The organism is Qipengyuania xiapuensis (assembly GCF_019711395.1).
Classification (GTDB): Bacteria; Pseudomonadota; Alphaproteobacteria; order Sphingomonadales; family Sphingomonadaceae; genus Qipengyuania; species Qipengyuania xiapuensis.
In genome coordinates this window covers 934,719-959,977 of record NZ_JAIGNL010000001.1, presented here as the reverse complement: position 1 = coordinate 959,977, position 25,259 = coordinate 934,719, and the positions used below count along the sequence as shown (strand labels likewise).

Below are 25,259 nucleotides of genomic sequence, written 5' to 3'. Positions count from 1 at the left end.
TGCTAGCCTCGCGGTGGAGAGGAGAGCAGCCATGTATGTTCAAGGATTTCTCATCGCGGTCCCCGAAGGCAACAAGGAAGCCTATCGCGCGACGGCGGAAAAGGCCGGCGCGAAGTTCCGCGAATACGGCGTGACGGAAATCGTCGAGGCCTGGGAAGAGGATATCACTGACGGCAAGGTCACCGATTTCCGCATGGCGACCAAGGCGGAGCCGGGCGAGAAGATCGTCTTCAGCTGGATGATCTGGCCCGACAAGGAAACCGCCGACGCTGCCCATGCCAAGATGGAGAACGATCCCTTCTGGATGGAGGAGATGACCGAGATGCCGTTCGACGGCATGCGCATGATGTGGGGCGGCTTCACTCCCCTCTACACGAGCGGGAGGGACTGATGGCCGAGTACACCTTCTTCACCAATCCGATGAGCCGCGGCCAGATCGCGCGCTGGGCGCTGCACGAGGTGGGGGCAGACTACGATACCGAACTGGTCGAATGGGCGGCGAAGTCCGAGGCTTTCCTGAAGGCAAACCCACTCGGCAAGGTGCCCACGCTGGTCCATCACCATGGCGACCACGTTCATGTCGTGACCGAGGCCGCGGCGATCTGCCACTACCTCGCAGAGATGCATCCCGACGCTGGCCTACTGCCCGAGGCGCACGAGAAAGCCGCCTACTTCCGCCGCCTCTTCTTTGCTGCCGGACCTGTCGAGCAGGCCGTGGTCGCGCGCAGCATGGGCTGGGGCGTCGACGATCCGCAGAAGCAGGGCATGCTCGGTTTCGGCAGCTACGAGCGGGCGATGGACACGTTCGACATGCTGCTTGCCGACCGCGACTTCGTCTGCGGTGACCGCTTCACCATGGCCGATGTCTATGTCGGCAGCCAGGTCGACTGGGGACTTCAGTTCGGATCGATCCCGAAACGCGCCGTCTTCGAGGATTACGCCGCGCGTTTTCGCGACCGGCCTGCGTACAAGGAAGCGAAGGCCATCGACATGCAGCTGATCGCGGAAGGACAGAAGGATGGCTGACGACAAGCTGGCGCTTTGCCTCTGGTTCGAGAACGGCGCCGAGGAAGCCGCGCGCTTTTATTGCGACCTCTTCCCCGACAGCGAAATCCACGCGGTGAACCGCTCTCCGACCGACTGGCCGGGCGGCAAGGCTGGCGATGTGCTGACGCTCGACATGACCCTGCTCGGCATGCCCGCCATGGCGATGAACGGAAACACTGACGACACCTTCACCAACGCCATCTCCTTGCAGGTCTTCACAGAGACGCAGGAAGAGACCGATCGCTACTGGGACGCGCTGCTAGGCGAAACAGGTTCGCCGATGGCGTGCAGCTGGCTCACGGACCGTTTCGGCATCCGCTGGCAGGTTGTCCCGCGTGTGCTGATGGAGGGGCTCGGCCACGAGGATCCCGAAGTCAAAGGCCGGGTCTTCGGCGCGATGCAGCAGATGGTGAAGATCGACCACGCGGCGATCGAGCAGGCTATCGCGGGCTAGGCGATCGCCCTGCACTGACGCAGCGTGTTGTAGGCCTCGACGACCTTGTTGAGGCGCGTCTCGTACTGCCGGTCGCCGCCGTTGCGATCCGGGTGGTAGCGCCGGACGAGCTCCGAATAGCGGCGCCTCAATCGGCGGCGATCGGTGTCGCTGCCCAGCCCCATGACCTCGAGAGCCTCGGCCTCTTCGCGGCTGTAGCGGCCGTCCATCGCCATTTCGGCCTCGCGCTGGGCGCGGCTCTTGATGCCCGCCGCCCGCGCCGAGATCGCATCGAGCGGATCGTCATAGTCCGACCAGCGCGGCATTCCGTCGACGCCCGCAGTGGGCCGGAAGCTCGGGCTCTCGGTGCGCCAGCCGCTCGCCGGGCCTTGTGCATCGAGGATTTCCTCCGCGCTCATTCCCTCGAACCAGTCGTAGCCGGCGTTGAACTCGCGCACGTGCTCAAGGCACATCCAGCGCCATTCGCCCGGCCCGTCGAAACGGTGCCCGCTTCCGGGCGCGCGGAACTCTCCCGGCTCCTGGCAGGACGGGTGGTCGCAGAGTCGACCGGTATCTTCGTATCTGCCGTGAAACTTTGACTGGCGCATTCGTTCTAGGATGGGGTGCGAAACCCTGTATGGAAAGAGGCGAAGGGAGATTCGAGCGTATGTCAGGACCGGTCCAGCAAGAGATGGAACGCCTTCTGACCGCGGCTTTTGCACCGACGCGGCTCGAAGTCATCAACGACAGCGCCAAGCACGCAGGCCATTCGGGCGACGACGGTAGCGGGGAATCGCATTTCACCGTCGTGATCGAAGCCCCGGCCTTCGCCGACAAGAGCAGGCTCGACCGCCAGCGCATGGTCAACAAGGCGCTGGGTGACATTCCGGGCGAGCGCGTCCACGCCCTCGCCATCCAGGCTTCCGCGCCAACCAGTTGAACAGGGGCATTCCATGAGCCAGATCGACCTCACGCTGACGCCGACGACGCATGATCTCGGACAGTTCGAGGTCAGAAGGGTGCTGCCGTCGAAGAAGCGCACCATGGTCGGCCCCTTCATCTTCGTCGACCAGTTCGGCCCGGCGCAGCTCGACCTCTTCAGCGGCATGGATGTGCGCCCGCATCCGCACATCAATCTCGCCACGGTCACATGGCTTTTCGAAGGCGCGATCGACCACCGCGACAGCCTCGGCAGCTTCTCGACAATCCGGCCCGGACAGGTGAACCTGATGACCGCAGGCAAGGGCATCGTGCATTCCGAGCGCTCGCCCGCAGCGGAGCGCAAGGCTGGTCCGAAGCTCTACGGCATGCAGACATGGCTCGCCCTGCCCGATGGCAAAGAAGAGATCGACCCGGCATTCGAAGCAGTCAGCGACCTTCCCGTGGTCGAGGACGGCCGCGCAAAGGCCATCGTGATCATGGGCGAACTGTGGGGCGAACGCGCGCCCACCACGACCTATGCCGAAACCATCTATGCCGAGATCGTTCTGGGCGCAGGCGGTGCCATCCCCATCGAGGAGGAGGCCGACGAGCGTGCGGTCATGCTGGTTGGCGGCGAGGCGATGATCGATGGTCATCCGCTCAAGCCCTACGAACTGGCCATCCTCCAGCCGGGCCGAGACATGACGCTGGAAAGCAAGACCGGCGCGCGGGTGATGCTGCTCGGCGGCGAGGCTTTCCAGACGCCTCGCCATGCGTGGTGGAACTTCGTCAGCTCGCGCCGCGAACGTATCAACCAGGCCAAGGAAGACTGGGCCAAGGGGCGCTTTCCCAAGGTCCCCGGCGACAGCGAGGAGTACATCCCGCTGCCCGATGGTCAGCCAAAGACGGTGACCTCCCCCTGACGACATAGAGAATTGGAGGGACAATGAGTTTCGAAGGCAAGACCGCATGGATCACCGGGGCTTCCTCCGGCATCGGCGAGGCGCTCGCACAGGAATGGGCAAGCCGCGGAGCGAACCTTATCCTCTCCGGCCGCGACGAAGGACGGTTGAGCGCAGTCGCCAACCGGCTCGAAACCGAAACCAAGACCCTCCCCTTCGACGTGCGTGACGAAGACGCAATGCAGGCGGCGACGGAGGAAGCGACGAGTTGGAAGGACGGCGTCGACATCTTTGTCGCCAATGCCGGCATCTCGCAGCGCAGCCCCGCGGTCGACACGGCGATGCAGGTCTATCGCGACATCATCGACGTGGACCTCACCGCACAGATCGCGGCGACGCAGGCACTGCTCCCGCACATGACCGCGCGCGGTAGCGGGAAACTGCTCTTCATCTCATCGATCGCTGGCAAGGTCGGCGTGCCGATGCGCACCGCCTATTGCGCGGCGAAGCACGGGCTGATCGGCTATGCCGATGCACTTCGGGGCGAGCTTTCGCAGAGCGGGATCGACGTGCACGTGATCTGCCCCGGCTCGGTCGCCACCAATGTCAGCCGCAATGCCCTCACCGGCGATGGTTCGGAGCGCGGCCGCAGCGACAAGGTGATCGACAACGGTATTCCGCCGGGCGAAGCTGCCAAGCGCATCCTCGACGCGGTCGAGGCCAACCAGCGCGAGATCATCGTGGCCGACGGCATGGAAGAGGCGATGGGCGAGATGCGCCGCACGCCCGACCAGCTGTTCGACCAGGTCGCGGGCATGGTCGCGGCGGGTTACATGGAGAAAATGCAGGCGGAGGACTGATGGAACAGAAGCGCGTCACGCTCGCCAACGGGATCGAACTCGACACCGTCGATGTGGGGCCAAAGGATGCGCCCGCCATCATTTTCCTCCACGGCTTTCCCGAAAGCCACCGCACATGGCGCCACCAGATCGCGCATTTCAGCGATCGCTTCCGCTGCATCGCGCCCGACCAGCGCGGTTATCGCGGCTCTTCCAAGCCCGAGGGGGTCGACAATTACACGCCAGACAAGCTTGTCGGCGACATCTTCCTCCTGGCCGACGCGCTGGGGGTGAAGGACTTCACTGTCGCGGGGCACGACTGGGGCGGCGCGATCGCCTGGGGCGTGGCGATGGCAGGCGAACAGATGGGCCGCGTTCCCCGCGCCATCGTCGCGAATGCCCCGCACCATGCGGTCTTCCAGAAGCTGCTCTATACCTCGCCCGTCCAGCGCGAGGCGAGCCAGTACATGCGCGGCTTTCGCGACCCTGCAAACGACGCGCTGGTCCGCGAACAGGGTCTCTACGGCATCCTCGCGCAGGAAATCCGCTGGGACGCGCCGGACAAGATGGAGCCAGAGGAGCGCGAGCAGCTACTCGAGGACTGGCAGGACCGCGATGCCGCCTTCGCCATGCTCAACTGGTATCGCGCAAGCCCGATCGACATCCCGTCGATGGATGCGCCCTTCGAAGTGCCCGATGGCTGGGCGCCCGCGCCATTCCCGCCACTGACCATTCCAACGCTGGTCATCTGGGCACAGGACGACCTCGCCCTGCCCCCGGAGAACACGGCCGAACTGGACCAGCACGTGAAGGATCTCACGCTCGTCGAGGTGCCCGATTGCGGGCACTTCGTGCCTTGGGAAGCGCCCGAGGCCGTGAATGCGGCGATGGACGCCTTCTTCGCGAAAACCGGCTAGGCTCCGAGCCACTCCATCCACGCGCCGTGCGGATGCGCATTGGCGAGGTGCGCTGTCTCTTCCCCGCCTGGCCAGAAGCGCACCTTCAATTCGTGGGCAAAGGTCTCGCGATTGGTCTCCAGCGAAAGGTGCGCGAAGGGCCGTTCCTTCGTCGCGGCAGAGCCTGCCGCCTGCATCGCCGCCTCGATCCGTTCCTGCGTGGCATCGGGCAGGTATTGCCACATGATCGAATGCGCGAGCACGCGGGTGACACCGTCTTCCTGCTCGCGAGCGAGCTCCTGCTCCACCCAGTCGGCAGCATCCATCCGCTCGATTTCAGGCGGCATGCGCTGCGCCAGCTCGATTGCAGCGTCGATGCGCGCCATGCGGCCCGTCGCTTCAGGCCAGACGTAGCTCTTGAGTCGTAGCGCCTGCGATTCATCGGTCAGGTCGACAGGCGCGATGTCGCTCCCCCGCGCATCGACGAAACCGATATCGCTGGCAGGAGGCGGGGAGCCTCGCCATTCCGGTGCGATCTGCATCCTGCTGGTGCCCGGCCCCGTGGTCACGCCGCCGAGGTCGTAGTGATAGCGGCCCATCATCGTGTTGATTCCCGCGCTGGCACCGATTTCGAGAAACTCGAACTGCGCGGTAGTTCGTCCGTCTGCCAGCCATAGCAGGGCGGCCGCGAAATTGGCCGAACGTCCCGCCTCGTTCGTTTGCGGCGGTCCGTCGAGCCACGGCATGAGCCGTGCATCGTGTGTCTCAATGAGCTCGCGGATCAGCGCGTCGACGTCATCCTGCGCCGGCATGCGGCCCGCGTAGACGTCCTCGAGGCGCGGCTCCTCACCCGTCAGCAGCAGGTTATGGATGCCACCGGCAATCCGCAGAGGCATGGCATCGCGCAGGGACAGGCCCTGCCAGTTGAAAATCCTGCGCGCCGTGGCAGCCTCGCTGTCCTCCAGTGCCAGCAGGCCGCGAACGACCTGGGCGGTCCCCCGCGCCCCCGCATTTTCCGCATGACGCGCCTGCCATTCGATGGCTTCCGGGACTGAAACGATATCCATCACCGCGCCTGCTGCCATATCCGTTGCCCTTTCCCGCGCGTATCCCTATCTGCGCACGCCATGACCGATTGCCTGACCTTTGCCATCCCGAAGGGCCGCATCCTCGAGGAAGCGTTGCCCGTGATGGCGCGTGCCGGCGTCGTGCCGGAAGATGCGTTTCACGACAAGGCGAACCGCTCGTTGACCTTCGGCACGACGCGCGACGACATGCGCCTCATCCGCGTGCGCGCCTTCGACGTTGCCACCTTCGTGGCGCACGGTGCCGCACAGCTCGGCATCGTGGGATCGGACGTGATCGAGGAATTCGACTACGCCGACCTTTACGCACCGGTCGATCTGGACATCGGTCACTGCCACCTTGCCGTCGCCGAGCCGGCGGGCGCAAAGACCACCAATGGCGCAAGCCACCTGCGCGTTGCGACCAAATATCCGAACCTCACCCGCCGCCACTTCGAGCGGCAGGGCATTCAGGCCGAGTGCGTGAAGCTCAACGGGGCGATGGAAATCGCGCCCGAACTCGGGCTCGCGGGCAGGATCGTCGACCTTGTTTCGAGCGGTCGTACGCTCAAGGAGAACGGCCTCGTCGAGACGAGCCATATCCTCGACATTACCGCCCGGCTGATCGTGAACCGCGCCGCGCTGAAGACCGATCCGCGCGTCGCAGCGCTGGTCGAGGCCTTCCGCGCCGACAGCGAAAAGCGGAGCGCCGCCTGATGCTGAAGCTGCGAACCAGCGACGCCGATTTCGAATCGAAGTTCGCCCGTATCGTGCGCGACCGCCGCGAAAGCGATGCTCAGGTCGGACGCGATGTCGCCACCATCCTCAACGAAGTGCGCGAGCGCGGTGACAAGGCGCTGGTGGAGTTCACCACGCGCTTCGATCAGCACAACCTCTCCTCCGACGAGGACTGGGGCATCTCGAAGGAAGCCTGCAAGGCGGCCTATGATCGCCTCGATACCGAACTGCGCGAGGCGCTCGAGACAGCAGCTGCCCGTATCCGCGCCTATCACGAGGGCCAGCTTCCGCAGGACCGCGATTATACCGACGAAATCGGCATGCGCCTCGGTGCCCGCTGGAGCGCGGTCGAGGCGGCAGGCCTCTATGTGCCCGGCGGCCGTGCGGCCTATCCTTCCTCGCTGCTTATGAACGCGATCCCGGCAAAGGTTGCAGGCGTTGAGCGCCTCGTGGTCACGACCCCGACACCCGGCGGCGAAGCCAACGACCTCGTGCTCGCCGCAGCGCATGTCGCGAGCGTGGACGAGATCTGGCGTGTCGGCGGGGCGCAGGCGATCGCCGCGCTCGCCTATGGCACCGAACGCATCAAGCGCGTCGATGTCGTGACGGGTCCTGGCAATGCCTGGGTCGCAGAGGCCAAGCGCCAGCTCTATGGCGTCGTCGGCATCGACATGGTGGCCGGACCCAGCGAGATCCTCGTCATTGCCGACAAGGACAACAATTCGGAATGGATTGCTGCCGACCTGCTCAGCCAGGCCGAGCACGATCCGACGAGCCAGTCGATCCTGATCACCGACGATGCCGGTTTCGCCGCGCAGGTCGAGGACGCGATCGATCTCGAATTCCTCAAGCTGCCGACGGCCAAGACCGCCAAGGCCAGCTGGGACGACCACGGGCTGATCGTGATCGTCGACAGCCTCGACGAAGCTCCCGCCCTTTCGGACCGTCTCGCTGCTGAACACGTCGAGATCGCGACCGCCGACCCCGAGGCAATCTTCGCCAAGCTGCGGCATGCGGGCAGCGTATTCCTGGGCCGGATGACGCCCGAAGCCGTCGGCGACTATATTGCTGGTCCCAACCACGTCCTACCCACCGGCCGACGCGCGCGCTTTGCAAGCGGCCTTTCGGTGCTCGACTTCATGAAGCGCACCAGCTTCATCGGTGCATCCGACGATGCACTCAAGGCCATCGGGCCTGCCGCCGTGCGCCTCGCCGAGGCCGAGGGCCTCCCGGCGCACGCCCTTTCGATTTCCAGGAGGCTTTCGTGAGCCAGAACCCGCGTACCCAGGCCCGTAGCGCCGCCCGTCTCGGCGCCGTGCAGGCACTCTACCAGCAGCAGATGGAAGGCACCGCGACCGCACGCCTGCTCGACGAATTCCACCAGCACCGTCTCGGCCAGGTGATCGAGGAAGAGGAATACGCCGAGGCCGACGTCGATTTCTTCGATGATGTCGTGAAGGGCGTCGATGCCCGCCGCGAGGAGATCGACGATCTCCTGACCGCGCGCCTTGCCTCGGGCTGGACGCTGGCCCGTCTCGACAAGACCATGCTGCAGATCCTTCGCGCAGGCGCTTACGAGCTCATTGCCCGTGCCGACGTGCCGAAAGCCGCCGCCATCAGCGAATATGTCGACGTCGCCAAGGCCTTCTTCGACGACCGCGAGGCGAAGTTCGTCAACGGCATCCTCGATGCGGTCGCCAAAGAGGCGGGGCGCTGAACGAGCGCGATTTCATTGCGGCGTTGCGCGCGCTGGCCAGTGATCCCGCCGCGCGCGGCTTGGATGACGATGCCGCCGTCCTCGATTTCGGCGGCGACAAGCTCGTCCTGACCCACGACACTATGATCGAGGGCGTCCATGTCCTCGAGGGACAGGACCCGGCTGACATCGCGTGGAAACTCGTCGCGGTGAACCTGTCCGACCTCGCTGCGAAAGGCGCCAAGCCGATCGGCGTGCTCATCTCGCACATGCTCGGGACCGATGATCACCGCTTCGTGAAGGGCCTCGAAGAGGTGCTCGGCGAGTTTGGAGTTGCGTTGCTGGGCGGGGACACCGTTCGCGGCGATGGCCCGCGTAGCTGGGGTTGCACCGCAATCGGCCGCGCATCGCACGATCCCGTACCTGCGCGCAGCGGCGCCAAACCGGGAGATGCGGTCTATCTTGGCGGCCCGATCGGCAGGGCGATGCTCGGTTACGAGGCCCTGCGCGACGATACCGAGGCCGACGACACGCACTATCGCAGGCCGGTCCCGCAACTCCGCCTCGGACAGGACCTCGCCCCGCATGTTTCCGCGATGATGGACGTTTCCGACGGCCTGCTCCTCGATGCCTCGCGTATCGCGGGTGCAAGCAATGTGACGCTGTCGCTCGATCGGAATTTGGTCCTGCCGCTCGCACCGGAAGGCCGGCTCGAAGACGCCATGCGCTGGGGCGATGACTATGTACTGCTGTGCACCGGACCGGAGGGTCTTGGCGAGCGGTTCCCCCTCACGAGGATCGGCAAAGTCGATGCTTCCGCCGCTGAGCCGCTGCTTCTCGACGGCAGCCCGCCCGAAGGCGATATCGGCTACACGCACTGATTGCTGCCGAATGAGGCGTCGATAAGCGCAGATTCTTGCGTCTTTGACCCCTTGCAAGCGTATGCATGCCCTTTATACCTCTCCGCCACATATGCGCCCGGCATCTCCCATGCCGAGCGCATCAAACATATAAACGGGAGGGGAGTTTTTCGTGGACCTTGTAATCCTATCCATAGGGTTGGGACTGCTTGCCGTAATTTACGGCTTCGTCACCAGCCGCCAGGTGCTCAGTTCGGGCGCGGGCAATGAGAAAATGCAGGAAATCGCCGGCGCCATCCAGGAAGGCGCGCAGGCCTACCTGAAGCGTCAATACACCACTATCGGCATGGTCGGCGTCGTCGTCGCCGTGCTGGTCGGCGTATTCCTCGGCATCATTCCGGTCATCGGCTTCGTCATCGGCGCGATCCTTTCAGGCGTGGCCGGCTTCATCGGGATGAACATCTCGGTGCGCTCGAACGTGCGTACGGCTGCTGCCGCGCAGAGCGGACTGCAGCAGGGCCTGACCCTCGCGTTCCGCGCAGGCGCCATCACTGGCATGCTCGTGGCAGGCCTCGCGCTCCTCGCGATCGCCGTCTTCTTCTGGTACCTGACCGGCCCCGCCGGACACGCTGCCAACAGCCGTGAAGTGATCGACGGTCTCGTCGGCCTCGCCTTCGGTGCCTCGCTGATCTCGATCTTCGCGCGTCTGGGCGGCGGTATCTTCACGAAGGCTGCAGACGTCGGCGCCGACCTCGTCGGCAAGGTCGAAGCGGGCATCCCCGAAGACGATCCGCGCAACCCTGCCGTGATCGCCGACAACGTGGGCGACAACGTGGGCGACTGTGCCGGCATGGCTGCCGACCTGTTCGAAACCTACGTCGTGACCGTCGGTGCAACCATGGTCCTCACCGCGCTGCTCTTCGGCGAAGCGCTGGGTGACCTGCTGATGCCGATGATGACGCTCCCGCTGCTGATCGGCGGCGCGTGCATCGTGACCAGCATCATCGGCACCTACTTCGTGAAGCTCGGCAAGGGCGGCACGAACGTGATGGGCGCCATGTACAAGGGCTTCCTTGTTTCGGCCGTGCTCGCAATCCCGCTGATCTGGTTCGTCGCCGACTACGCGCTCGGCAGCATGACCACGACCATCCCGGGCACCGAGTTCAGCGGTCGCATGCTGTTCTACTGCTCGCTGATCGGTCTTGCGATCACCGGCCTGATCATCTGGATCACCGAGTACTACACCGGCACGAACTATCGTCCGGTCCGCTCGATCGCCAAGAGCTCGGAAACGGGCCACGGCACCAATGTGATCCAGGGTCTCGCAATCAGCCTTGAATCGACCGCGCTGCCGACGATCGTCATCGTTGCCGGCATCATCGCCACCTACCAGCTCGCAGGCCTCATGGGCATCGCCTATGCAGCCACCGCAATGCTGGCCCTGGCAGGCATGGTCGTGGCGCTCGACGCTTACGGTCCGGTGACGGACAACGCAGGCGGCATCGCCGAAATGGCCGGTCTCGACGACAGCGTTCGTGAAAAGACCGACCTGCTCGACGCTGTGGGCAACACCACTAAGGCCGTGACCAAGGGCTATGCCATCGGTTCGGCAGGCCTCGGCGCACTGGTTCTCTTCGCTGCCTACACGGCAGACCTGGCCGAATTCTTCCCCGATACGGAAGTCAACTTCAGCCTCGAGAACCCGTATGTGATCGTCGGCCTGCTGCTCGGCGCACTGCTCCCGTACCTCTTCGGTGCGATGGGCATGACCGCCGTGGGCCGTGCGGCCGGCGACGTGGTCGTCGACGTGCGCGAACAGTTCGCAGCCGATGCAGGCATCATGGCCGGTACCAGCAAGCCGAACTATGCCAAGACGGTGGACCTCGTCACCAAGGCCGCGATCAAGGAAATGATCGTTCCTTCGCTGCTTCCGGTGCTTGCCCCGATCGTGGTCTATTTCGCGATCCTCTGGGCTACCGGCAGCCAGGCCGAAGGCTTTGCAGCCGTGGGTGCACTGCTGCTCGGCGTGATCATCGGCGGTATCTTCGTCGCACTCTCGATGACCGCTGGTGGCGGTGCATGGGACAATGCGAAGAAGTACATCGAAGACGGTAACCACGGCGGCAAGGGCTCGGAAGCCCACAAGGCTGCCGTCACTGGCGACACCGTGGGCGATCCTTACAAGGACACCGCAGGACCGGCCGTGAACCCGATGATCAAGATCACCAACATCGTCGCGCTGCTGCTCCTTGCAGCTCTCGCGGCTGGCTGATCACTTCGATCATAGCGCTTCAAAGGGCGGCGGCACTTCGGTGTCGCCGCCTTTTTCTTGACCCTCACGTAAAGCGCACGCACAGCCTGAAGCGTGAGTGACAGCAAGACCCCCGAACAGCTCGTTGCAGGCCTCGTCCGCCTGCTGACCGTCGCCCCCGCAGGCGAAAATGCCTATACCGGCAACCAGCAGCCCGGCGGCATCGGCCGCGTCTTCGGCGGGCAGGTCATCGCGCAGGCGCTCCAGTCCGCGCAGGCCAGCGCGCCCGAGGGAATGGAGGCTCATTCGCTTCATGCCTATTTCCTGCGCGGCGGGCGCGAAGGCGTCGATATAGACTATTCGGTTGCCGCCGATTTCGATGGTCGCAGCTTTGCCAACCGCCGCGTCGTCGCACGGCAAGAGGGCACTCCGATCCTCAACCTCACCGCCAGTTTCCAGAAACCGGAAGAGGGGCTCGAGCACGACGACAGCCCGATGCCCGAAGTCCCCGATCCCGAGGACCTCCCCTCCGACATGGAGATGCGCAAGAAATTCCTCGAAGAGATGGGCGAAGTCTCGGAGGTCCAGCGCAAGCTTATGACCCGTCCGCGCCCGATCGAAATGCGCACCAGCGGCAAGCTCCACTGGATGAATGCAGACAAGAAGCCGCCGCGTGCGCACAGCTGGTTCAAGGCCGCCGCGCCGCTGCCGGACGATCCGGCACTGCACCGCGCGGTCATTGCCTACGCCAGCGACTTCACGCTCCTAGGCACTTCCGCACTGCCCCACGGCCTCAGCTGGGCCCGGGGCGAGTTGAAGGGGGCGAGCCTCGACCATGCCCTCTGGTTCCATCGTCCCGCGCGCGCAGACGAATGGCTGCTCTACGCCACCGACAGCCCTTGGTCGGGCGCCGGACGCGGCTTCAATCGCGGACGGATATTCAATCGCGCAGGCGAACTGGTCGCCAGCGTCGCGCAGGAAGGTGTCGTCAGGAAAGCGCGGCGCGACTAGGCGCCCGCCTCATCAGCCGCCGCGGCTGGACGCGGTGGCGGTACGGCCCGAGCGGCTGTTGAGATTCCAGCCGCGGCTCTTTTCGCCGAAACCTGCTGATTTCGCCATTGCCGAGGCAGCCTTGACCTTGGGGATGCTGCGCGGCTTTTCGAATGCGCGTGCGCCCGCATAATATTTGCCCGGCGCACCGGCATAGCCGAGACGCACGCCGCGGCCGGTCTGGTAACCGCCACCCGGCGCCGAAAAGGCCGGAACGGGGCGCGACATCGTCTTGCTCCACAGGAACGCGGTGACGAAGGGCGAGAAGTGGCTGCGGCGGGCAGTCTGCTGTTCGCTGCCGGTTTCCTCGACGCACTTGCCCTCGCCGTACTGCGCTTCGCAATCGGCCAGCGCCTCGAAACGCGGTGCTTCTTCCTTGGCGACCTCGACGGCTTCCTCGCGCATCTCGGCGCATTCCTCGCGGCTGAGGCCGGTTTCCTTGGCGCAGGCGAAGACGTTCTCGAAGACCTGCACTTCCTGTCCGGTCTCGGCATTCGCAACCTGCACCGGCGCCTTGGCTTGCTCGGCCGAAGCCTCGCCGCAGCCCGACAGCATTGCGCCGCCGCCGATGGCAGCCATGGTCGTCAGTGCAACCCTGCCCGACCGCTTGCGCCGCTGCGAAGTAATTGCCGAATTCGTCATTGGAAGTCCCCGATTTCCCGTTATGTCTATGGCGTTACAGGAAAAGTCCTGACAAATTCTTTTCGAAGGGGGCGCGGTTTCTAGAATGCTCAGGAAAACAGTCGAAGAACGGCCGGACTGGCAGGAAACAGCGCGCGCCAACGGTTTCGTTTTTCACCATGTCGACGGCGATCTCTACTGGGACGAACGCGCCTGCTGGCAGTTCACGCTGGAGGAGGTGGAAAACCAGATCGAGGACCCCTCGACCGAACTCTACGCCCTGTGCCTCCAGCTCGTGGACGAGGTCTGCGAGAGCCAGGAGCTGATGGAGCGGCTCGCCATTCCCGAAGCCATGCGCGATGTCGTGGCGACCAGCTGGCGCGACGGCGACCCCTCGCTCTACGGCCGCTTCGATTTCGCCTATGACGGCTCCGGCCCCGCCAAGCTGCTGGAATTCAACGCCGACACGCCCACCAGCATCTACGAAACCGCCTTCTTCCAGTGGGGCTGGCTGGAAGACATGATCGCACTCGGCCGCCTTCCGCAGGAAGCCGACCAGTTCAACCGGTTGCACGAGGCCCTGATCGAGCGTTTCGGAGCGATCCTCGAAGCCGGAAGCCTGCTGCACTTCTCCGCCGTGGAGGACCACATCGAGGACCGCGCGACGGTCGCCTATCTCGAAGACCTCGCCGGACAGGCAGGCATGGAGACCCGCTTCCTCGACATCTCCTCGATCGGCGTCACCGACGACGGGCGCTTCGTCGACCAGGAAGGCTACCGCATCGGCGCCCTGTTCAAGCTCTACCCGTGGGAAGACATGCTGCGCGAGAGCTTCGCCGCACATGTCGCCGGCAGCGAGACGCTGTTCATCGAGCCCGCATGGAAGGCAATCCTCTCGAACAAGGCGATGCTCCCCCTCCTGTGGGAGCGCAACGAGGGCCATCCCAACCTGCTACCGACTTTCTTCGAATATGCACCCGAAGGCCGCGACCTGTCGCGCGGGCCCCATGTACGCAAGCCCTTCTTCAGCCGCGAAGGCGCCGATATCTCGCTCTACGACGGCGAGCGCCGCCACCGCGGCCCCGACGAGGGCTACGGCGAGGAAGGCGCGATCGTCCAGGCCTTCGCCCCGCTCGCCCGCTCGGGCGAGAACCACGCGGTGATCGGCAGCTGGATCGTGGGCGACGAGGCGGTCGCCATGTCGATCCGCGAGGACGCCAGCCCCATCACGAGGGACCTCGCGCGGTACCTGCCGCATGTGATCCTGGGGTGAGGTAAAATAACACAAGCCAAACCCCTCCCACTCGTGTAGGGGCGCGCTCAACCAAGGTCGCGTGGGAGCCGAACATCGGACGCGCCGGCCGTTTGCTGCCGTTACGAGCGGCCTCATCCATGCCCTGTTTCCTGCCCCGCGGCGCGTTTCGCTGCGGCGCCTATTCGTATTGCGAGCCAGAATGTCTTTCGAAACCCTGCCGCCGGTCATCGCCGATGCCCTTTCCGCGCGCGGCTATACCGCCCTCACCCCGGTCCAGGCCGCCGTCATCGAGCCCGAGGCGCATGGCCGCGACCTGATCGTCTCGGCGCAGACCGGCTCGGGCAAGACCGTCGCCTTCGGCCTCGCCATGGCCGAAACGCTGTTAGCCGAGACTGCCAGCCTCGCGCTGGTCGAAAGCCCGTTGCTCCTCGTCATCGCACCGACGCGCGAGCTTGCGCTGCAGGTCAGCCGCGAGCTCGGCTGGCTCTATGCGGGTGCCGGCCTGCGCATTGCGACCTGTGTCGGCGGGATGGACGCGAGCAAGGAACGCCGTGCGCTGCGCGCGGGCCCTGCCATCGTCGTCGGTACGCCGGGGCGCCTGCGCGACCATCTCGAGCGCGGCGCGCTGGACCTGTCGGGTCTCGCGGGCGTGGTGCTCGACGAGGCTGACGAGATGCTCGACATGGGATTCCGCGAGGACCTCGAAGAGATCCTCGACGCAACGCCCGAAAGCCGCCGCACGCTGCTGTTCTCGGCCACCATGCCGCGCCCGATCGTGCGTCTGGCCGAACGCTACCAGAGCGACGCGCTGCGCCTCAGCCTCGTCGGCGAGGACCGCGGGCATGGCGATATCAGCTACCAGGCGATCACCGTCTCGCCCGCCGAGGTCGAGCACGCGGTGGTCAACCTGCTGCGCTATCACGAGGCGGAGACGGCGATCCTGTTCTGCGCGACGCGCGACAATGTCCGCCGCTTCCATGCAACGCTGCAGGAACGTGGCTTCGCCGTCGTGGCGCTTTCGGGTGAGCATTCGCAGAGCGAGCGCAACCAGGCGCTGCAGGCCCTGCGTGACCGGCGCGCGCGCGTTTGCGTCGCCACCGATGTCGCCGCACGCGGGATCGACCTGCCGACGCTGAGCCTCGTCATCCATGTCGAGATTCCGCGCGATGCGGAGACGCTCCAGCACCGCTCGGGCCGCACCGGACGCGCAGGCAAGAAGGGAACGGCGGCGATCATCGTGCCCTACAACCGCCGTCGCCGTGTCGAAGGCATGCTGCGCGGCGCGAAGATCGAAGCCGAGTGGATGGACGCGCCCACGCCCGAGCAGATCCGCGCGAAGGATCGCTCGCGCCTTATGGAGACGCTCACCGCGCCGGTCGAGTTTGACGATTACGACCGCGAGCTGGCCCGCGAACTGATGGAAAAGCGCTCGGCGGAAGACATCGCGGCGGCGCTGGTGCAGTCGCATCGCGCGAAGATGCCGCAGCCCGAGGAGCTCATCCCGAATACGCCGGAGGCACGCGACAAGGCCAAGGCCGATCGCCATCGCCCCGGTTTCGAGGACGTGGTCTGGTTCAAGATCGGTGTCGGCCGCCGCCAGAACGCCGAACCGCGCTGGATCCTGCCGCTGCTCTGCCGCCGCGGGCACATCACGCGCAACGAGATCGGCGCTATCCGCGTCGGCCAGTTCGAGACCTGGTTCCAGGTCCCCACGGCTGTTGCGTCCAAATTCGCCGAGGCGGTCGCCCGCACGGCGTCGCAGGAAGACGAGCAGGATGCGATCCTGATCGAAGAGGCACCCGAGGGTCCGCGCATCGAGGCGCGCCGCAACCGCGCCATGCGCGGCGATGGTCCGGTGCGCCCCAAGCCCTTCGCCAAGGGCCCGCACAAGAAGGGTGGCAAGCCGCCGCACAAGGCGGGCAAGTTCGGCGGCAAGAAGCCGGGCGGCCAGAAGTTCGCCGGCAAGCGCAAGCCGGCCGCCAAGGCTCCGAAGAACCGCAAGTAGGAAGCGCGCCGGCTTGCGGGCCGATCAGTGCTTGAGCAACAACGGGATACGCACGTCCGACAGCATGGCGCGGGTCACGCCGCCGAAGATCCATTCGGCGACACGCGTCCTGCCGTAGGCGCCCATCACGATGAGGCCGGCTCCGCGAACCTCTGCGGCGTTGAGCAGCGTGTGGGCCGTGCCCTTCGCGTCGGGCTCGAGCTCGACCACTTCGCTGCTTATGCCGTGGTGCGATAGATAGTCTGCCCCGCGCACCGGTGGCAGGTCGAACCGGTCGCGCTTGGCGGGCTTCTCGCTGCGCACGGTGGCAAGATAGACCGTGCTCGCCCGCTTGAGGAGCGGAACGGCTGCCCGCAGCGCATGCGAGCTTTCCGCCGATCCGTCCCACGCGACGAGCGCCGGTTTGTCCGGATCGAGGCGCTTGCAATCGTCGGGCAGGACTAGGACCGGGCAGTTCGCGGTTACGGCGAGTTCGCCGGCCGTGAAGGAAGGAGCCTTGCCGCCGGACGTCGGATCACGTTCACCCAGGATCACGAGGTCCGCCAGCGAGGAACGCTGCAGCAGGGCCAGTGACACCGGCCCTGCTTTCTCCACCCAGTCCCACGGTACGCCTTCGTTCGCGAGGTCTTTCTCGGTCTCTTCGCGCAATGTCTGCACCTGCTCGCGCCAGACCGGCACCATCGCCGCAAAGGCGGCGCCATAGGGATCGATTGCCGCCGACGCCTCGTAGGGAATGGCAGCCAGAACCGTCAGGTGGCTGTCGAATGCGCGCGCCAGGTCGAGTGCCGCGTCGAGCCGCCGGGCATGGCCGGCGTCGGCATGGGCGTTGAAGAGGATGGATTTCATCGCAGGTCTCCTGATTGGCAGGCTGATCGAGGACAATTCTCCTCTCCAGCATTGCCATCAGGCTAGGCCGCGACGTGCAGCGCTTCATTGATCCAGCGCAATTTCCGCGAAAAAATAGAGATGCGCCCAGTCAGCGCTTCTTCGAGACCAATCGGACGAGAGCGTAGGCAATACCGCCTGCCGCCGGAATGCCCAGCGTCGCAATGAGCATCAGCCGTTCCGGATCGCTGGCGCCGATCGCCCCGCCCAGCCCGGTATAGGCCAGCGCGAGGACTAGGTTCGCGCTGCCGATCGCCAGCAGGAAACGGCGAAAGGAATAGCGGGCGATACCCGCGGCAACGAGGATCACCTCGCCCAGCACAGGCACCGGCCGCGTCGCGAACAGCAGGAGCGCGGATATGCGGGCGGCCCTACCCTCGGCGGCCGCGAGATCGTCCGCGCCAAGCAGGCGCCGGGCGAGCGGTCGTCCGGCGAAGCGCCCGATGGCATAGGCGATACAGCTCGCGACCATGATCCCCACCCAGGTCGCCGCTGCCGCCAGCGGCCAGTCCAGCGCCGAGCCCGCAAGCGCCCCGACCAGTCCATGGGGTATGATCGCCACGCTATCGAGCGCGAGCAGCATAATGACGGCGAGGAATGCCGCAGCCGCGCTTTGCGATCCGAGATTGCGCGCGATATCGACCAGCCGGTCGCCGAAGGGCAGGATGATGAGGATGGGCAGGATAAACAGGGCCGCAGCAATTCCGCCGATCCTGAGCCAGCGCCGCAGCGGAGTGAGCTTCTCACCCTCCTGCATGGTAGAAGTCGTAAATTTGCTGTGCCACACCCTCGCTTATACCCGGTGCACGCTTGAGATCGTCAAGCGCCGCAGCGCGAACCTTCCCGGCAGTGCCGAAATGCAGCAGCAAGGCCCGCTTTCGTGCAGGGCCGATGCCCGGGATCTCGTCGAGCGGCGATGCGGTGATCGCGCGGCTGCGCTTGGCGCGGTGTGCGCCGATGGCGAAGCGGTGGACTTCGTCGCGCAGGGTCTGGAGGTAGAACAGCAGCTGTGAATTCACCGGCAGCGTCTTCTCGCGCCCGTCGGGGAAGTGGAACACCTCGCGCCCCTGGCGGCCATGATGCGGGCCCTTCGCGATACCGATGACCGGCACATCATCCGCGATACCGAGGTCTTCCAGCACGGCCATGACGCTGGACACCTGTCCCTTGCCGCCGTCGATCAGCAGGAGGTCGGGCCAGATAGCCTCATGACCCTTGCCCTTTGGCGAATTCTCGTCATCGCGCTCGGTTTCGGCGAGCTTGCGGAAACGGCGCGCCATGACTTCGCGCATCATTCCGAAATCGTCGTTCGTCTGCGCCTGCTTGATGTTGAACTTGCGGTACTGGCCCTTTTCGAAGCCTTCCGGCGAGGCAACCACCATCGCGCCCAGCGCCTTGTCGCCCTGGATATGGCTGTTGTCGTAGATCTCGATACGCTGCGGCACTTCGTCGAGTTCGAGGAACTCCGCCAGCTCGCGCATGCGCTGCGCCTTGGTGCCGCTTTCGGCCAGCCGCCGGTCCAGTGCCTCGGTGGCATTGCGCGAGGCCTGCTGCATTAGCTTGCGGCGGTCGCCGCGCTGCGGGATCGAGATCACGACCGCGTGGCCAGCTTTCTCCGCCAGAGCTTCGGCAATCAGCTCCTGCTCGGCCAGTTCGCGATCGACGAGAATGGTCTTGGGCGGCGGCACTTCCTCGTAGAATTGCAAAAGCACGTCGGACAGCACCTCGGGATGCTCGAGATCGCCCGTGTTCTTCGGGAAGAAGGCCTTGTGGCCCCAGTTCTGCCCGCCGCGGATGAAGAAGGCCTGCACGCCGATCTGCCCGCCCTTGGCTGCAAGAGCGAACACGTCCGCATCGCCCACGCCGCTGGCGTTGATCGCCTGCGAGCCCTGGATGAATGTCGCCGCGCGAAGCCGGTCGCGCAGGATCGCGGCGGTCTCGAAATCGAGATCCTCGGCCGCCTTCGCCATCTGCTGTTCGATATTGGCCTGCACCGCGCTCGACTTGCCCGAGAGGAAGTCCTTCGCCTCCTGTACCAGCGCGTCATAGCCCGCCTCGTCGATCCGGCCGACGCATGGCGCCGAGCAACGCTTGATCTGGTAGAGCAGGCAGGGCCGGTCGCGGTTGTTGAAGAAGCTGTCGGTGCAGCTCCTCAGCAGGAAGAGTTTCTGCAGTGCGTTCAGTGTCTTGTTGACCGATCCGGCGCTGGCGAAAGGTCCGTAGTAATTGCCCTTGGCCCGCCGCGCGCCGCGGTGCTTCTGGATGCGCGGGAACGCGTGATCGGCGCGCAAAAGGATGAAAGGGAAGCTCTTGTCGTCGCGCAGCAGCACGTTGAACGGCGGGCGGTAGCGCTTGATCAGCTGCGCCTCGAGCAGCAGCGCCTCGGCTTCCGAATTGGTGACCACGATCTCCATCGCGCGGCACTGGCTGACCATGCGCTGGAGGCGGTTCGAAAGACCCTTTACCTGCGTGTAGTTCGCGACGCGTGCCTTCAGGCTGCGCGCCTTGCCGACGTAGAGCACGTCACCGCGCGTATCGAGCATGCGGTAGACGCCGGGGCGCGGCTTCAGCGTCTTCACCGTCTCGCGGATCACCTTGATGCCGGTTTCGAGATCGGGCTGCGCGCTGGCCACGACCTTCGTGGCGCGTTCCTCGTTGAAACGCTCCTTTCCTCTCGGATCGTGGGGGGAACCTGCCCCGGAACTAAAGCCCGTGCGCGACATGGAGGTGGAGATAGTGCGCTCGCATCGCTTGTGCAAAGCCGCGTTTGCCGCCATCCCCTGCCGCCATGGACGGAAAAACAATCGCACCGCCACGTACGGTCGGATTCTGGGGTACGGCACTCTTCCCGGTAAACGGCATGATCGGGGCAGGCATCTTCGCCATGCCCGCCATCCTCGTGGCCGCTGTCGGCGATTTTGCGCCCTGGCTGATGCTGGCAGGTGGCCTCCTGTTTGCCCCGCTGATCCTCGTCTTCGCATGGCTTGCGACGCGCTTCGACCATTCGGGCGGCCCCGTCCTCTACGGCGAGGCGGCGTTCGGACGCTTCATCGGATATCAGGCGGGCTGGATGCGCTACATGAGCGCGATCGTGACCGTGGCGGCCAATACGCATGTGATGGTCGCCTATCTCGGGGCGTTGTTTCCCGTTCTCAATGATCCGGTAATGCGGGTTGGAGCGGTCGCGACGATCATCGCCATCCTGACGGCAATCAACCTGTTCGGGATGAGGAAATCAGTGGGCGCGCTGGGTCTGATGACGATCCTCAAGCTGGCCCCGCTCGGCCTGCTGGTCGTTTCCGCTCTCTTTGCCGGAACGAACGATGTGACCTTCGCACTGCCCGAATTCGGCGAGGTCGAGACCGTCGTGCTGCTGCTCTATTATGCCTTCATGGGCTTCGAGACAGTCGTGCTGCCCGCAGGCGAGATGAAACGGCCCAAGCGTGATGTGCCGCTGGCGCTGCTCACCACGCTCGGCGCGGTGACCTTGCTCTACATGGCGATCATCTGGGCATTCCTTGCCATCGGTCCCGGCACCGGGGGCGAGGACAATGCCCTTGCCGGAGCTGCCGAAGTCAGCATGGGGCAGTTCGGCGCATTCGCAATCGTCTTTGCCGCCGCATTCAGCATTGCGGGCAACAACTTCCAGGGCGGCGTGAGTCTGCCACGCATGACCTATGGCATGGCCGAACGCGGCATGCTTCCGCGCTGGTTCGCGCGCGTCAGCCCGCGGTGGCAGACGCCCTCGAATTCGATCATCTTCTACGGCGTAGCAGGCATTGCATTCGGCCTCTGGGAAGGCTTCGAAGCGCTTGCACTGGCCGGCACGCTGACGCGGCTCTTCACCTATCTGGTCAGCGCCGCTGCCCTGCCCGTGCTCGAGCAGCGCGACGGCGCACTAAATCCTTTACGCGCAGTGGTGGCGGGCCTCGCATTCGTCAGCACCGGCTGGGTCGCGAGCCACGCCGATGCGCAGGCGTGGATCACCTTCTTCGGCCTGTTTGCGCTTGGCACGCTGTTCTATTTCATCGCGGCCCGCCAGGCGCCGCTGGAGCCTGAAGCAGCCTAGGCCATGCCCGAAAGTTTTGACGCGATAATCCTCGGCGCCGGTGCGGCCGGGCTGATGTGCGCGGCGCGTGCCGGCCAGCTGGGCAAGCGCGTGCTGGTGCTCGAAAAGGCAGAGAAGCCGGGCAAGAAGATCCTCATCTCCGGTGGCGGGCGCTGCAATTTCACCAATATCGGCGCGGGACCGGCGAACTACCTTTCCGGCAATCCGCATTTCGCCAAGTCTGCGCTGGCCCGCTTCACGCCGCGCGACTTCCTCGACCTCGTCGAAAGCTACGGCATTGCCTGGCACGAAAAGACGCTCGGCCAGCTGTTCTGCGACGGCTCATCCAAGCAGATCGTCGAGATGCTGCTCGAGGAGTGCGCGAAAGGCGATGTCGAGCTCCGCTGCAACGCCGAAGTGACCGCGGTCGAGTATGACGGCGGACGCTTTGCCGTAATGGCCAATGGCGAGATCGTGACGGCACCGGCCCTCGTGATCGCCACGGGCGGCCCCTCGATCCCCAAGATGGGCGCGACCGGCTTTGCCTATGACCTCGCCCGGCAGTTCGGGCTCAAGGTCGTCGAGCCGCGCCCTGCCCTCGTCCCGCTGACGCTGGGCGGCGAAGAGGTACTGTTCCGCGAGATTTCCGGCGTCTCCGCCCCCGTCGTCGCCAGCGCCGGAAAGGCGAGCTTCCCCGAGGCGGCGCTGTTCACCCATCGCGGGCTTTCGGGCCCCTCGATCCTGCAGGTGTCGTCCTACTGGAAACCGGGAGAGGAGGTCTCCATCGATTTCCTGCCCGAGGATACGGGCGACTGGCTTCTCGACCGAAAGCGCGAAACCCCGCGCGCCACCATGCGCTCGGTCCTGCGCGAGGCATTGCCCGACCGGCTGGCCGATATCCTTGCCGAGAAACTCGGCGTGGATACCGAGCTGGGCAATGTGAGCGATAAGGCCCTGCGCAGCTCACAGGAACGCCTGAAGCGCTGGACCTTCCGCCCCAGCGGCACGGAAGGCTTCGCCAAGGCCGAAGTCACCGTGGGCGGGATTTCGACCGCGGAGCTCTCCTCCAAGACCATGGAGGCGAAGAAAGTGCCCGGCCTTTTCGCAATCGGCGAAGCGGTCGATGTGACCGGCTGGCTGGGCGGCTACAACTTCCAGTGGGCATGGGCCAGCGGCGTAGCGGCGGGCGAAGCGCTGTAACCTCCTGAAACTGCTACGGCAGGTGTTGACCGCTGCGGCAAGTTGACCGCTTTCCGCGCTCTGCTAGCCTCCAACGCTTGTGGACCTGCGAAAAGCGGGCCGTTGCAGGAGAGCCTGATGCAGCAGCTTCAGGGCATGGATGCCAGCTTCGTTGCGCTGGAAACGCGCAATTCGCCGATGCACATCGGCTCGATCCTCATCTACAATCCGGAGACCGCGCCCGGCGGCTTCGTGAGGTTCAAGGACATCCTGTCTTTCATCGAAAGCCGGCTGCAGCTTTCCACCACCATGCGCCAGCGACTGGTGCGCGTGCCGTTCGACCTCGACTATCCCTACTGGATCGAGGATCCCGATTTCGATCTCGAATACCATGTCCGCCACGTGGCCCTGCCCGAACCGGGTGACTGGCGGCAGCTCTGTATCCAGGCGGCGCGTATTTTCGCCCGCCCGCTCGACCTCGACCGCCCGCCGTGGGAATTCACCGTGGTCGAGGGGCTCGACAATGTCGAAGGCATTCCCAAGGGCTGCTACGCCTACATCACCAAGGTCCATCATGCCGCGATCGACGGGATGAGCGGTATCGACCTGATGGAAGCGACTCATACGCTGCGGCCCGACGAGCCACCGCCTCCCGGCCCGGACGAGTGGAAGCCGGAGAAGCTGCCCAATCCGGTGGAGTTGCTTGGTCGCAGCTACATGAGCGCGATTACCAATCCGCTTAAGCAGCTGGAAGTAGCGGCCAAGGCAGCCCCCGGCCTCGCCAAGGCGCTGAAAGGGCTGGCTGCGAAGGAATTCGACGTCTCGACCGAGATGATCGCACCCAAGACGCGCTTCAACCGCAAGATCTCGCCGCACCGCGTGGTCGAGGGGGTCAGCGTCCCGCTGGTCGACATCAAGGCGATCCGCACCGCTTCGGAAGGGGCGAAGGTCAACGATGTATTCCTCACCATCATCGGCGGCGCGATGCGGCGCTATCTCGAGGACAAGGGCGAACTGCCCAAGAAGACGCTGACCGCCATGGCGCCCATCTCGGTCCGAGCGAAGGACGAGAAGAACTCGATGGGCAACCAAGTGGCAGCGATGATCGCGCCGCTCGGCACGCATATCGCGGACCCGATCGAGCGGCTCGACTGGGTGCATGGCCGCACTACGAACTCCAAGGCGATGACCGATGCCCTGGGCGCGCGCAACATGACCGAGATGAGCAAGGCCAGCCCGGCGCTGTTCATGGCGCTGGGCGCGCAGCTCTACAGCCGGCTCAGCCTCGCGAACCGCGGCGTCGGACCGGTCTTCACCACCGTCGTCACCAATGTGCCGGGGCCGCCCGTGCCGATCTATTCGGCGGGCGCAAGGCTCGAGAGCATGATGGGGCTCATTTGCCTCACCGACGGCATGGGCCTTGCCCACGTGGTGCAAAGCTATACCGACGAGGCGACAATCGCCTTCACCGCCGACCGCGAAATGATGCCCGATCCGGAATTCTACCGCGATTGCATCCAGAAAAGCTTCGAAGATCTGCGCGATGCCGCGAAATCTGCGGAAAAGCCCGCTCCGGCTACCAAAAAGAAACCACAAGCGCCTAAGAAGGGTGCAACCAAGCCTGCCGCCAAGAAGCAGGCGACGCCGAAAAAGAAAGCCCCCGCAAAACCCGCTCCGAAAAAGAAGGCAGCGGGAGGCACAAAGAAGGTCGCCAGCCGTACAAAGACCGCAAAAGGCAAGACGGCTGCCCGGCAAGGGAAAGGAACATCCAAGACGTGACCACTGTCACCGCAACCCCCGACGCGGCTCGTCCGCCCAGCCGCCTCCTCCTGCTCGCCGAACCCGGACGGGCCTTCGGGGAACTCGCCAGTTTCTATGCGCTGCGTCCGCTATTGAACGGATTGCCCCGCGGAGACGGGCACGGCGTACTCGTCCTGCCCGGCTTCATGGCGGGCGATACTTCCACCGCGCCGCTGCGCCGCCTGCTGTCCGACCTCGGCTATGATGCGAAAGGGTGGAACCTCGGCCGCAATGTCCGCGTCGACAATGCGCGGATCGAGGCCATGATGGGCTGCGTGGAAGAGCATTACGATCGCACCGGCCGCCCGATCAGCATCGTCGGCTGGAGCCTTGGCGGTGTCTTCGCACGCGAACTGGCCAAGATGGCACCCGAGAAGGTGCGTCTGGTGATCAGCCTCGGCTCACCGATCACCGATGACCGCCGCCACACCAATGCGACGCGATTGTTCGAATATCTGAACGGCAAGGAGCCCGAGCCGATGCAGGACGGCAATTTCCGCAGTCTTGCCGAAGCTCCGCCCGTGCCCACCACCTCGATCCTGACGCGGACCGACGGCGTGGTGCACTGGCGCGGTTCGGTCCAGTGCGGCGACCGCGAGGATTGCGAAAACATCGAAGTGGTCGCGAGCCACTGCGGTCTCGGCGTCAATCCGGTCGTGGCCTATGCCGTGGCGGATCGCCTCGCACAGGAAGAAGGCGCCTGGAAGCCGTTCGAGGCGCAGGGCCTCGCCAGGTTGTTCTTCCCCAAGCGGGCGCTGCACTGAGCCTG

The 25,259-nt window shown here is 65.1% G+C and carries 25 protein-coding genes; 19 read left to right on the top strand and 6 right to left on the bottom strand.

The window, feature by feature from the left end; all coding sequences use genetic code 11:
* Positions 1–31: 31 nt before the first annotated feature.
* The 3 genes from K3163_RS04860 to K3163_RS04850 are packed head-to-tail and all read left to right on the top strand — an operon-like array spanning position 32 to position 1,501.
* On the top strand, positions 32–391 hold the full coding sequence (locus K3163_RS04860) for a DUF1428 domain-containing protein (protein ID WP_221553081.1): 360 nt from the start codon (positions 32–34) through the stop codon (positions 389–391).
* Positions 391–1,026, top strand: a complete 636-nt coding sequence (locus K3163_RS04855; protein WP_221553079.1) for a glutathione S-transferase family protein — start codon at positions 391–393, stop codon at positions 1,024–1,026. Before K3163_RS04860 ends, K3163_RS04855 begins: the two co-directional genes overlap by 1 nt.
* Positions 1,019–1,501 carry a VOC family protein gene (locus K3163_RS04850; RefSeq protein WP_221553077.1) on the top strand — a complete coding sequence of 161 codons (483 nt, stop codon included), beginning with the start codon at positions 1,019–1,021 and terminating at the stop codon, positions 1,499–1,501. The genes K3163_RS04855 and K3163_RS04850 overlap by 8 nt, the downstream gene beginning before the upstream one ends.
* On the opposite strand, the gene K3163_RS04845 is transcribed toward K3163_RS04850, so the two are convergent.
* On the bottom strand, positions 1,498–2,088 hold the full coding sequence (locus K3163_RS04845) for a J domain-containing protein (RefSeq protein WP_221428951.1): 591 nt from the start codon (positions 2,086–2,088) through the stop codon (positions 1,498–1,500). The genes K3163_RS04850 and K3163_RS04845 overlap by 4 nt on opposite strands.
* A 59-nt stretch (positions 2,089–2,147) precedes the next feature.
* Between K3163_RS04845 and K3163_RS04840 the strand changes: the two genes are divergently transcribed.
* Genes K3163_RS04840 through K3163_RS04825 form a run of 4 tightly spaced genes read left to right on the top strand, consistent with a single transcriptional unit; the run spans position 2,148 to position 5,059 of the window.
* The gene (locus tag K3163_RS04840; RefSeq protein WP_221428952.1) at positions 2,148–2,420 is read left to right on the top strand and encodes a BolA family protein; all 273 of its coding nucleotides are present in this window, start codon (positions 2,148–2,150) and stop codon (positions 2,418–2,420) included.
* A gap of 13 nt (positions 2,421–2,433) precedes the next feature.
* On the top strand, positions 2,434–3,324 hold the full coding sequence (locus K3163_RS04835) for a pirin family protein (protein ID WP_221553075.1): 891 nt from the start codon (positions 2,434–2,436) through the stop codon (positions 3,322–3,324).
* 23 nt (positions 3,325–3,347) lie between these two features.
* Complete coding sequence (locus K3163_RS04830) at positions 3,348–4,163, top strand: SDR family NAD(P)-dependent oxidoreductase (protein WP_221553073.1); 816 nt, start codon at positions 3,348–3,350, stop codon at positions 4,161–4,163.
* On the top strand, positions 4,163–5,059 hold the full coding sequence (locus K3163_RS04825) for an alpha/beta fold hydrolase (RefSeq protein WP_221553063.1): 897 nt from the start codon (positions 4,163–4,165) through the stop codon (positions 5,057–5,059). Before K3163_RS04830 ends, K3163_RS04825 begins: the two co-directional genes overlap by 1 nt.
* On the opposite strand, the gene K3163_RS04820 is transcribed toward K3163_RS04825, so the two are convergent.
* The gene (locus tag K3163_RS04820; RefSeq protein ID WP_247712462.1) at positions 5,056–6,105 is read right to left on the bottom strand and encodes a DUF2332 domain-containing protein; all 1,050 of its coding nucleotides are present in this window, start codon (positions 6,103–6,105) and stop codon (positions 5,056–5,058) included. The genes K3163_RS04825 and K3163_RS04820 overlap by 4 nt on opposite strands.
* Before the next feature lie 60 nt (positions 6,106–6,165).
* Between K3163_RS04820 and hisG the strand changes: the two genes are divergently transcribed.
* From hisG to K3163_RS04790, 6 genes are all read left to right on the top strand, one after another.
* Positions 6,166–6,819 carry an ATP phosphoribosyltransferase gene (gene hisG, locus K3163_RS04815; protein WP_221428957.1) on the top strand — a complete coding sequence of 218 codons (654 nt, stop codon included), beginning with the start codon at positions 6,166–6,168 and terminating at the stop codon, positions 6,817–6,819.
* The gene (gene hisD / locus K3163_RS04810; protein WP_221428958.1) at positions 6,819–8,108 is read left to right on the top strand and encodes a histidinol dehydrogenase; all 1,290 of its coding nucleotides are present in this window, start codon (positions 6,819–6,821) and stop codon (positions 8,106–8,108) included. Before hisG ends, hisD begins: the two co-directional genes overlap by 1 nt.
* Positions 8,105–8,557, top strand: coding sequence for a transcription antitermination factor NusB (gene nusB / locus K3163_RS04805; protein ID WP_221553051.1), 453 nt, complete (start codon positions 8,105–8,107; stop codon positions 8,555–8,557). Before hisD ends, nusB begins: the two co-directional genes overlap by 4 nt.
* Positions 8,554–9,417 carry a thiamine-phosphate kinase gene (thiL, locus tag K3163_RS04800; RefSeq protein WP_282098296.1) on the top strand — a complete coding sequence of 288 codons (864 nt, stop codon included), beginning with the start codon at positions 8,554–8,556 and terminating at the stop codon, positions 9,415–9,417. Before nusB ends, thiL begins: the two co-directional genes overlap by 4 nt.
* Positions 9,418–9,568: 151 nt before the next feature.
* A complete protein-coding gene (locus K3163_RS04795; protein ID WP_221428960.1) occupies positions 9,569–11,668 on the top strand; it encodes a sodium-translocating pyrophosphatase in 2,100 nt (699 codons plus the stop codon).
* Between the two features lie 93 nt (positions 11,669–11,761).
* Positions 11,762–12,658: an acyl-CoA thioesterase gene (locus K3163_RS04790; RefSeq protein ID WP_221553046.1), complete on the top strand. Its 897-nt coding sequence runs from the start codon at positions 11,762–11,764 to the stop codon at positions 12,656–12,658.
* 12 nt (positions 12,659–12,670) lie between these two features.
* Here the strand turns inward: K3163_RS04790 and K3163_RS04785 are convergent, their stop codons facing one another.
* Entirely contained in the window at positions 12,671–13,339 is a 669-nt protein-coding gene (locus K3163_RS04785) for a DUF1190 domain-containing protein (RefSeq protein ID WP_221553036.1), read from the bottom strand.
* Between the two features lie 85 nt (positions 13,340–13,424).
* Between K3163_RS04785 and K3163_RS04780 the strand changes: the two genes are divergently transcribed.
* On the top strand, positions 13,425–14,591 hold the full coding sequence (locus tag K3163_RS04780) for a glutathionylspermidine synthase family protein (protein WP_221553033.1): 1,167 nt from the start codon (positions 13,425–13,427) through the stop codon (positions 14,589–14,591).
* A gap of 181 nt (positions 14,592–14,772) precedes the next feature.
* Positions 14,773–16,578, top strand: coding sequence for a DEAD/DEAH box helicase (locus tag K3163_RS04775; RefSeq protein ID WP_221553031.1), 1,806 nt, complete (start codon positions 14,773–14,775; stop codon positions 16,576–16,578).
* Positions 16,579–16,602: 24 nt separating this feature from the next.
* Here K3163_RS04775 and K3163_RS04770 read toward each other — a convergent pair whose 3' ends face one another.
* From K3163_RS04770 to uvrC, 3 genes are all read right to left on the bottom strand, one after another.
* Positions 16,603–17,424 carry a universal stress protein gene (locus tag K3163_RS04770; protein WP_221553021.1) on the bottom strand — a complete coding sequence of 274 codons (822 nt, stop codon included), beginning with the start codon at positions 17,422–17,424 and terminating at the stop codon, positions 16,603–16,605.
* A gap of 130 nt (positions 17,425–17,554) precedes the next feature.
* Positions 17,555–18,220 (bottom strand): TVP38/TMEM64 family protein, encoded by a 666-nt coding sequence (locus tag K3163_RS04765; RefSeq protein WP_221553019.1) that lies wholly within the window; start codon positions 18,218–18,220, stop codon positions 17,555–17,557.
* Entirely contained in the window at positions 18,207–20,186 is a 1,980-nt protein-coding gene (uvrC, locus tag K3163_RS04760) for an excinuclease ABC subunit UvrC (RefSeq protein ID WP_221553017.1), read from the bottom strand. The genes K3163_RS04765 and uvrC overlap by 14 nt, the downstream gene beginning before the upstream one ends.
* A 65-nt stretch (positions 20,187–20,251) precedes the next feature.
* Between uvrC and K3163_RS04755 the strand changes: the two genes are divergently transcribed.
* From K3163_RS04755 to K3163_RS04740, 4 genes are all read left to right on the top strand, one after another.
* Positions 20,252–21,532: an APC family permease gene (locus K3163_RS04755; protein WP_221428968.1), complete on the top strand. Its 1,281-nt coding sequence runs from the start codon at positions 20,252–20,254 to the stop codon at positions 21,530–21,532.
* A gap of 3 nt (positions 21,533–21,535) precedes the next feature.
* Entirely contained in the window at positions 21,536–22,711 is a 1,176-nt protein-coding gene (locus tag K3163_RS04750; protein ID WP_221553015.1) for a BaiN/RdsA family NAD(P)/FAD-dependent oxidoreductase, read from the top strand.
* Between the two features lie 117 nt (positions 22,712–22,828).
* Complete coding sequence (locus K3163_RS04745; RefSeq protein ID WP_247712460.1) at positions 22,829–24,469, top strand: WS/DGAT/MGAT family O-acyltransferase; 1,641 nt, start codon at positions 22,829–22,831, stop codon at positions 24,467–24,469.
* Positions 24,466–25,254 carry an esterase/lipase family protein gene (locus K3163_RS04740; RefSeq protein ID WP_222441986.1) on the top strand — a complete coding sequence of 263 codons (789 nt, stop codon included), beginning with the start codon at positions 24,466–24,468 and terminating at the stop codon, positions 25,252–25,254. The genes K3163_RS04745 and K3163_RS04740 overlap by 4 nt, the downstream gene beginning before the upstream one ends.
* The last annotated feature ends 5 nt before the right edge of the window (positions 25,255–25,259 follow it).

Coding starts and splice junctions, on each gene's coding strand:
- K3163_RS04860 (WP_221553081.1), top strand. CDS start 32: ATGTATGTTCAAGGATTTCTCATCGCGGTCCCCGAAGGCAACAAGGAA.
- uvrC (WP_221553017.1), bottom strand. CDS start 20,186: ATGTCGCGCACGGGCTTTAGTTCCGGGGCAGGTTCCCCCCACGATCCG.
- hisG (WP_221428957.1), top strand. CDS start 6,166: ATGACCGATTGCCTGACCTTTGCCATCCCGAAGGGCCGCATCCTCGAG.
- K3163_RS04745 (WP_247712460.1), top strand. CDS start 22,829: ATGCAGCAGCTTCAGGGCATGGATGCCAGCTTCGTTGCGCTGGAAACG.
- K3163_RS04820 (WP_247712462.1), bottom strand. CDS start 6,105: ATGGATATCGTTTCAGTCCCGGAAGCCATCGAATGGCAGGCGCGTCAT.
- K3163_RS04750 (WP_221553015.1), top strand. CDS start 21,536: ATGCCCGAAAGTTTTGACGCGATAATCCTCGGCGCCGGTGCGGCCGGG.
- K3163_RS04825 (WP_221553063.1), top strand. CDS start 4,163: ATGGAACAGAAGCGCGTCACGCTCGCCAACGGGATCGAACTCGACACC.
- K3163_RS04775 (WP_221553031.1), top strand. CDS start 14,773: ATGTCTTTCGAAACCCTGCCGCCGGTCATCGCCGATGCCCTTTCCGCG.
- K3163_RS04830 (WP_221553073.1), top strand. CDS start 3,348: ATGAGTTTCGAAGGCAAGACCGCATGGATCACCGGGGCTTCCTCCGGC.
- K3163_RS04835 (WP_221553075.1), top strand. CDS start 2,434: ATGAGCCAGATCGACCTCACGCTGACGCCGACGACGCATGATCTCGGA.
- K3163_RS04755 (WP_221428968.1), top strand. CDS start 20,252: ATGGACGGAAAAACAATCGCACCGCCACGTACGGTCGGATTCTGGGGT.
- K3163_RS04840 (WP_221428952.1), top strand. CDS start 2,148: ATGTCAGGACCGGTCCAGCAAGAGATGGAACGCCTTCTGACCGCGGCT.
- K3163_RS04765 (WP_221553019.1), bottom strand. CDS start 18,220: ATGCAGGAGGGTGAGAAGCTCACTCCGCTGCGGCGCTGGCTCAGGATC.
- K3163_RS04850 (WP_221553077.1), top strand. CDS start 1,019: ATGGCTGACGACAAGCTGGCGCTTTGCCTCTGGTTCGAGAACGGCGCC.
- K3163_RS04845 (WP_221428951.1), bottom strand. CDS start 2,088: ATGCGCCAGTCAAAGTTTCACGGCAGATACGAAGATACCGGTCGACTC.
- K3163_RS04780 (WP_221553033.1), top strand. CDS start 13,425: ATGCTCAGGAAAACAGTCGAAGAACGGCCGGACTGGCAGGAAACAGCG.
- hisD (WP_221428958.1), top strand. CDS start 6,819: ATGCTGAAGCTGCGAACCAGCGACGCCGATTTCGAATCGAAGTTCGCC.
- K3163_RS04855 (WP_221553079.1), top strand. CDS start 391: ATGGCCGAGTACACCTTCTTCACCAATCCGATGAGCCGCGGCCAGATC.
- K3163_RS04770 (WP_221553021.1), bottom strand. CDS start 17,424: ATGAAATCCATCCTCTTCAACGCCCATGCCGACGCCGGCCATGCCCGG.
- K3163_RS04785 (WP_221553036.1), bottom strand. CDS start 13,339: ATGACGAATTCGGCAATTACTTCGCAGCGGCGCAAGCGGTCGGGCAGG.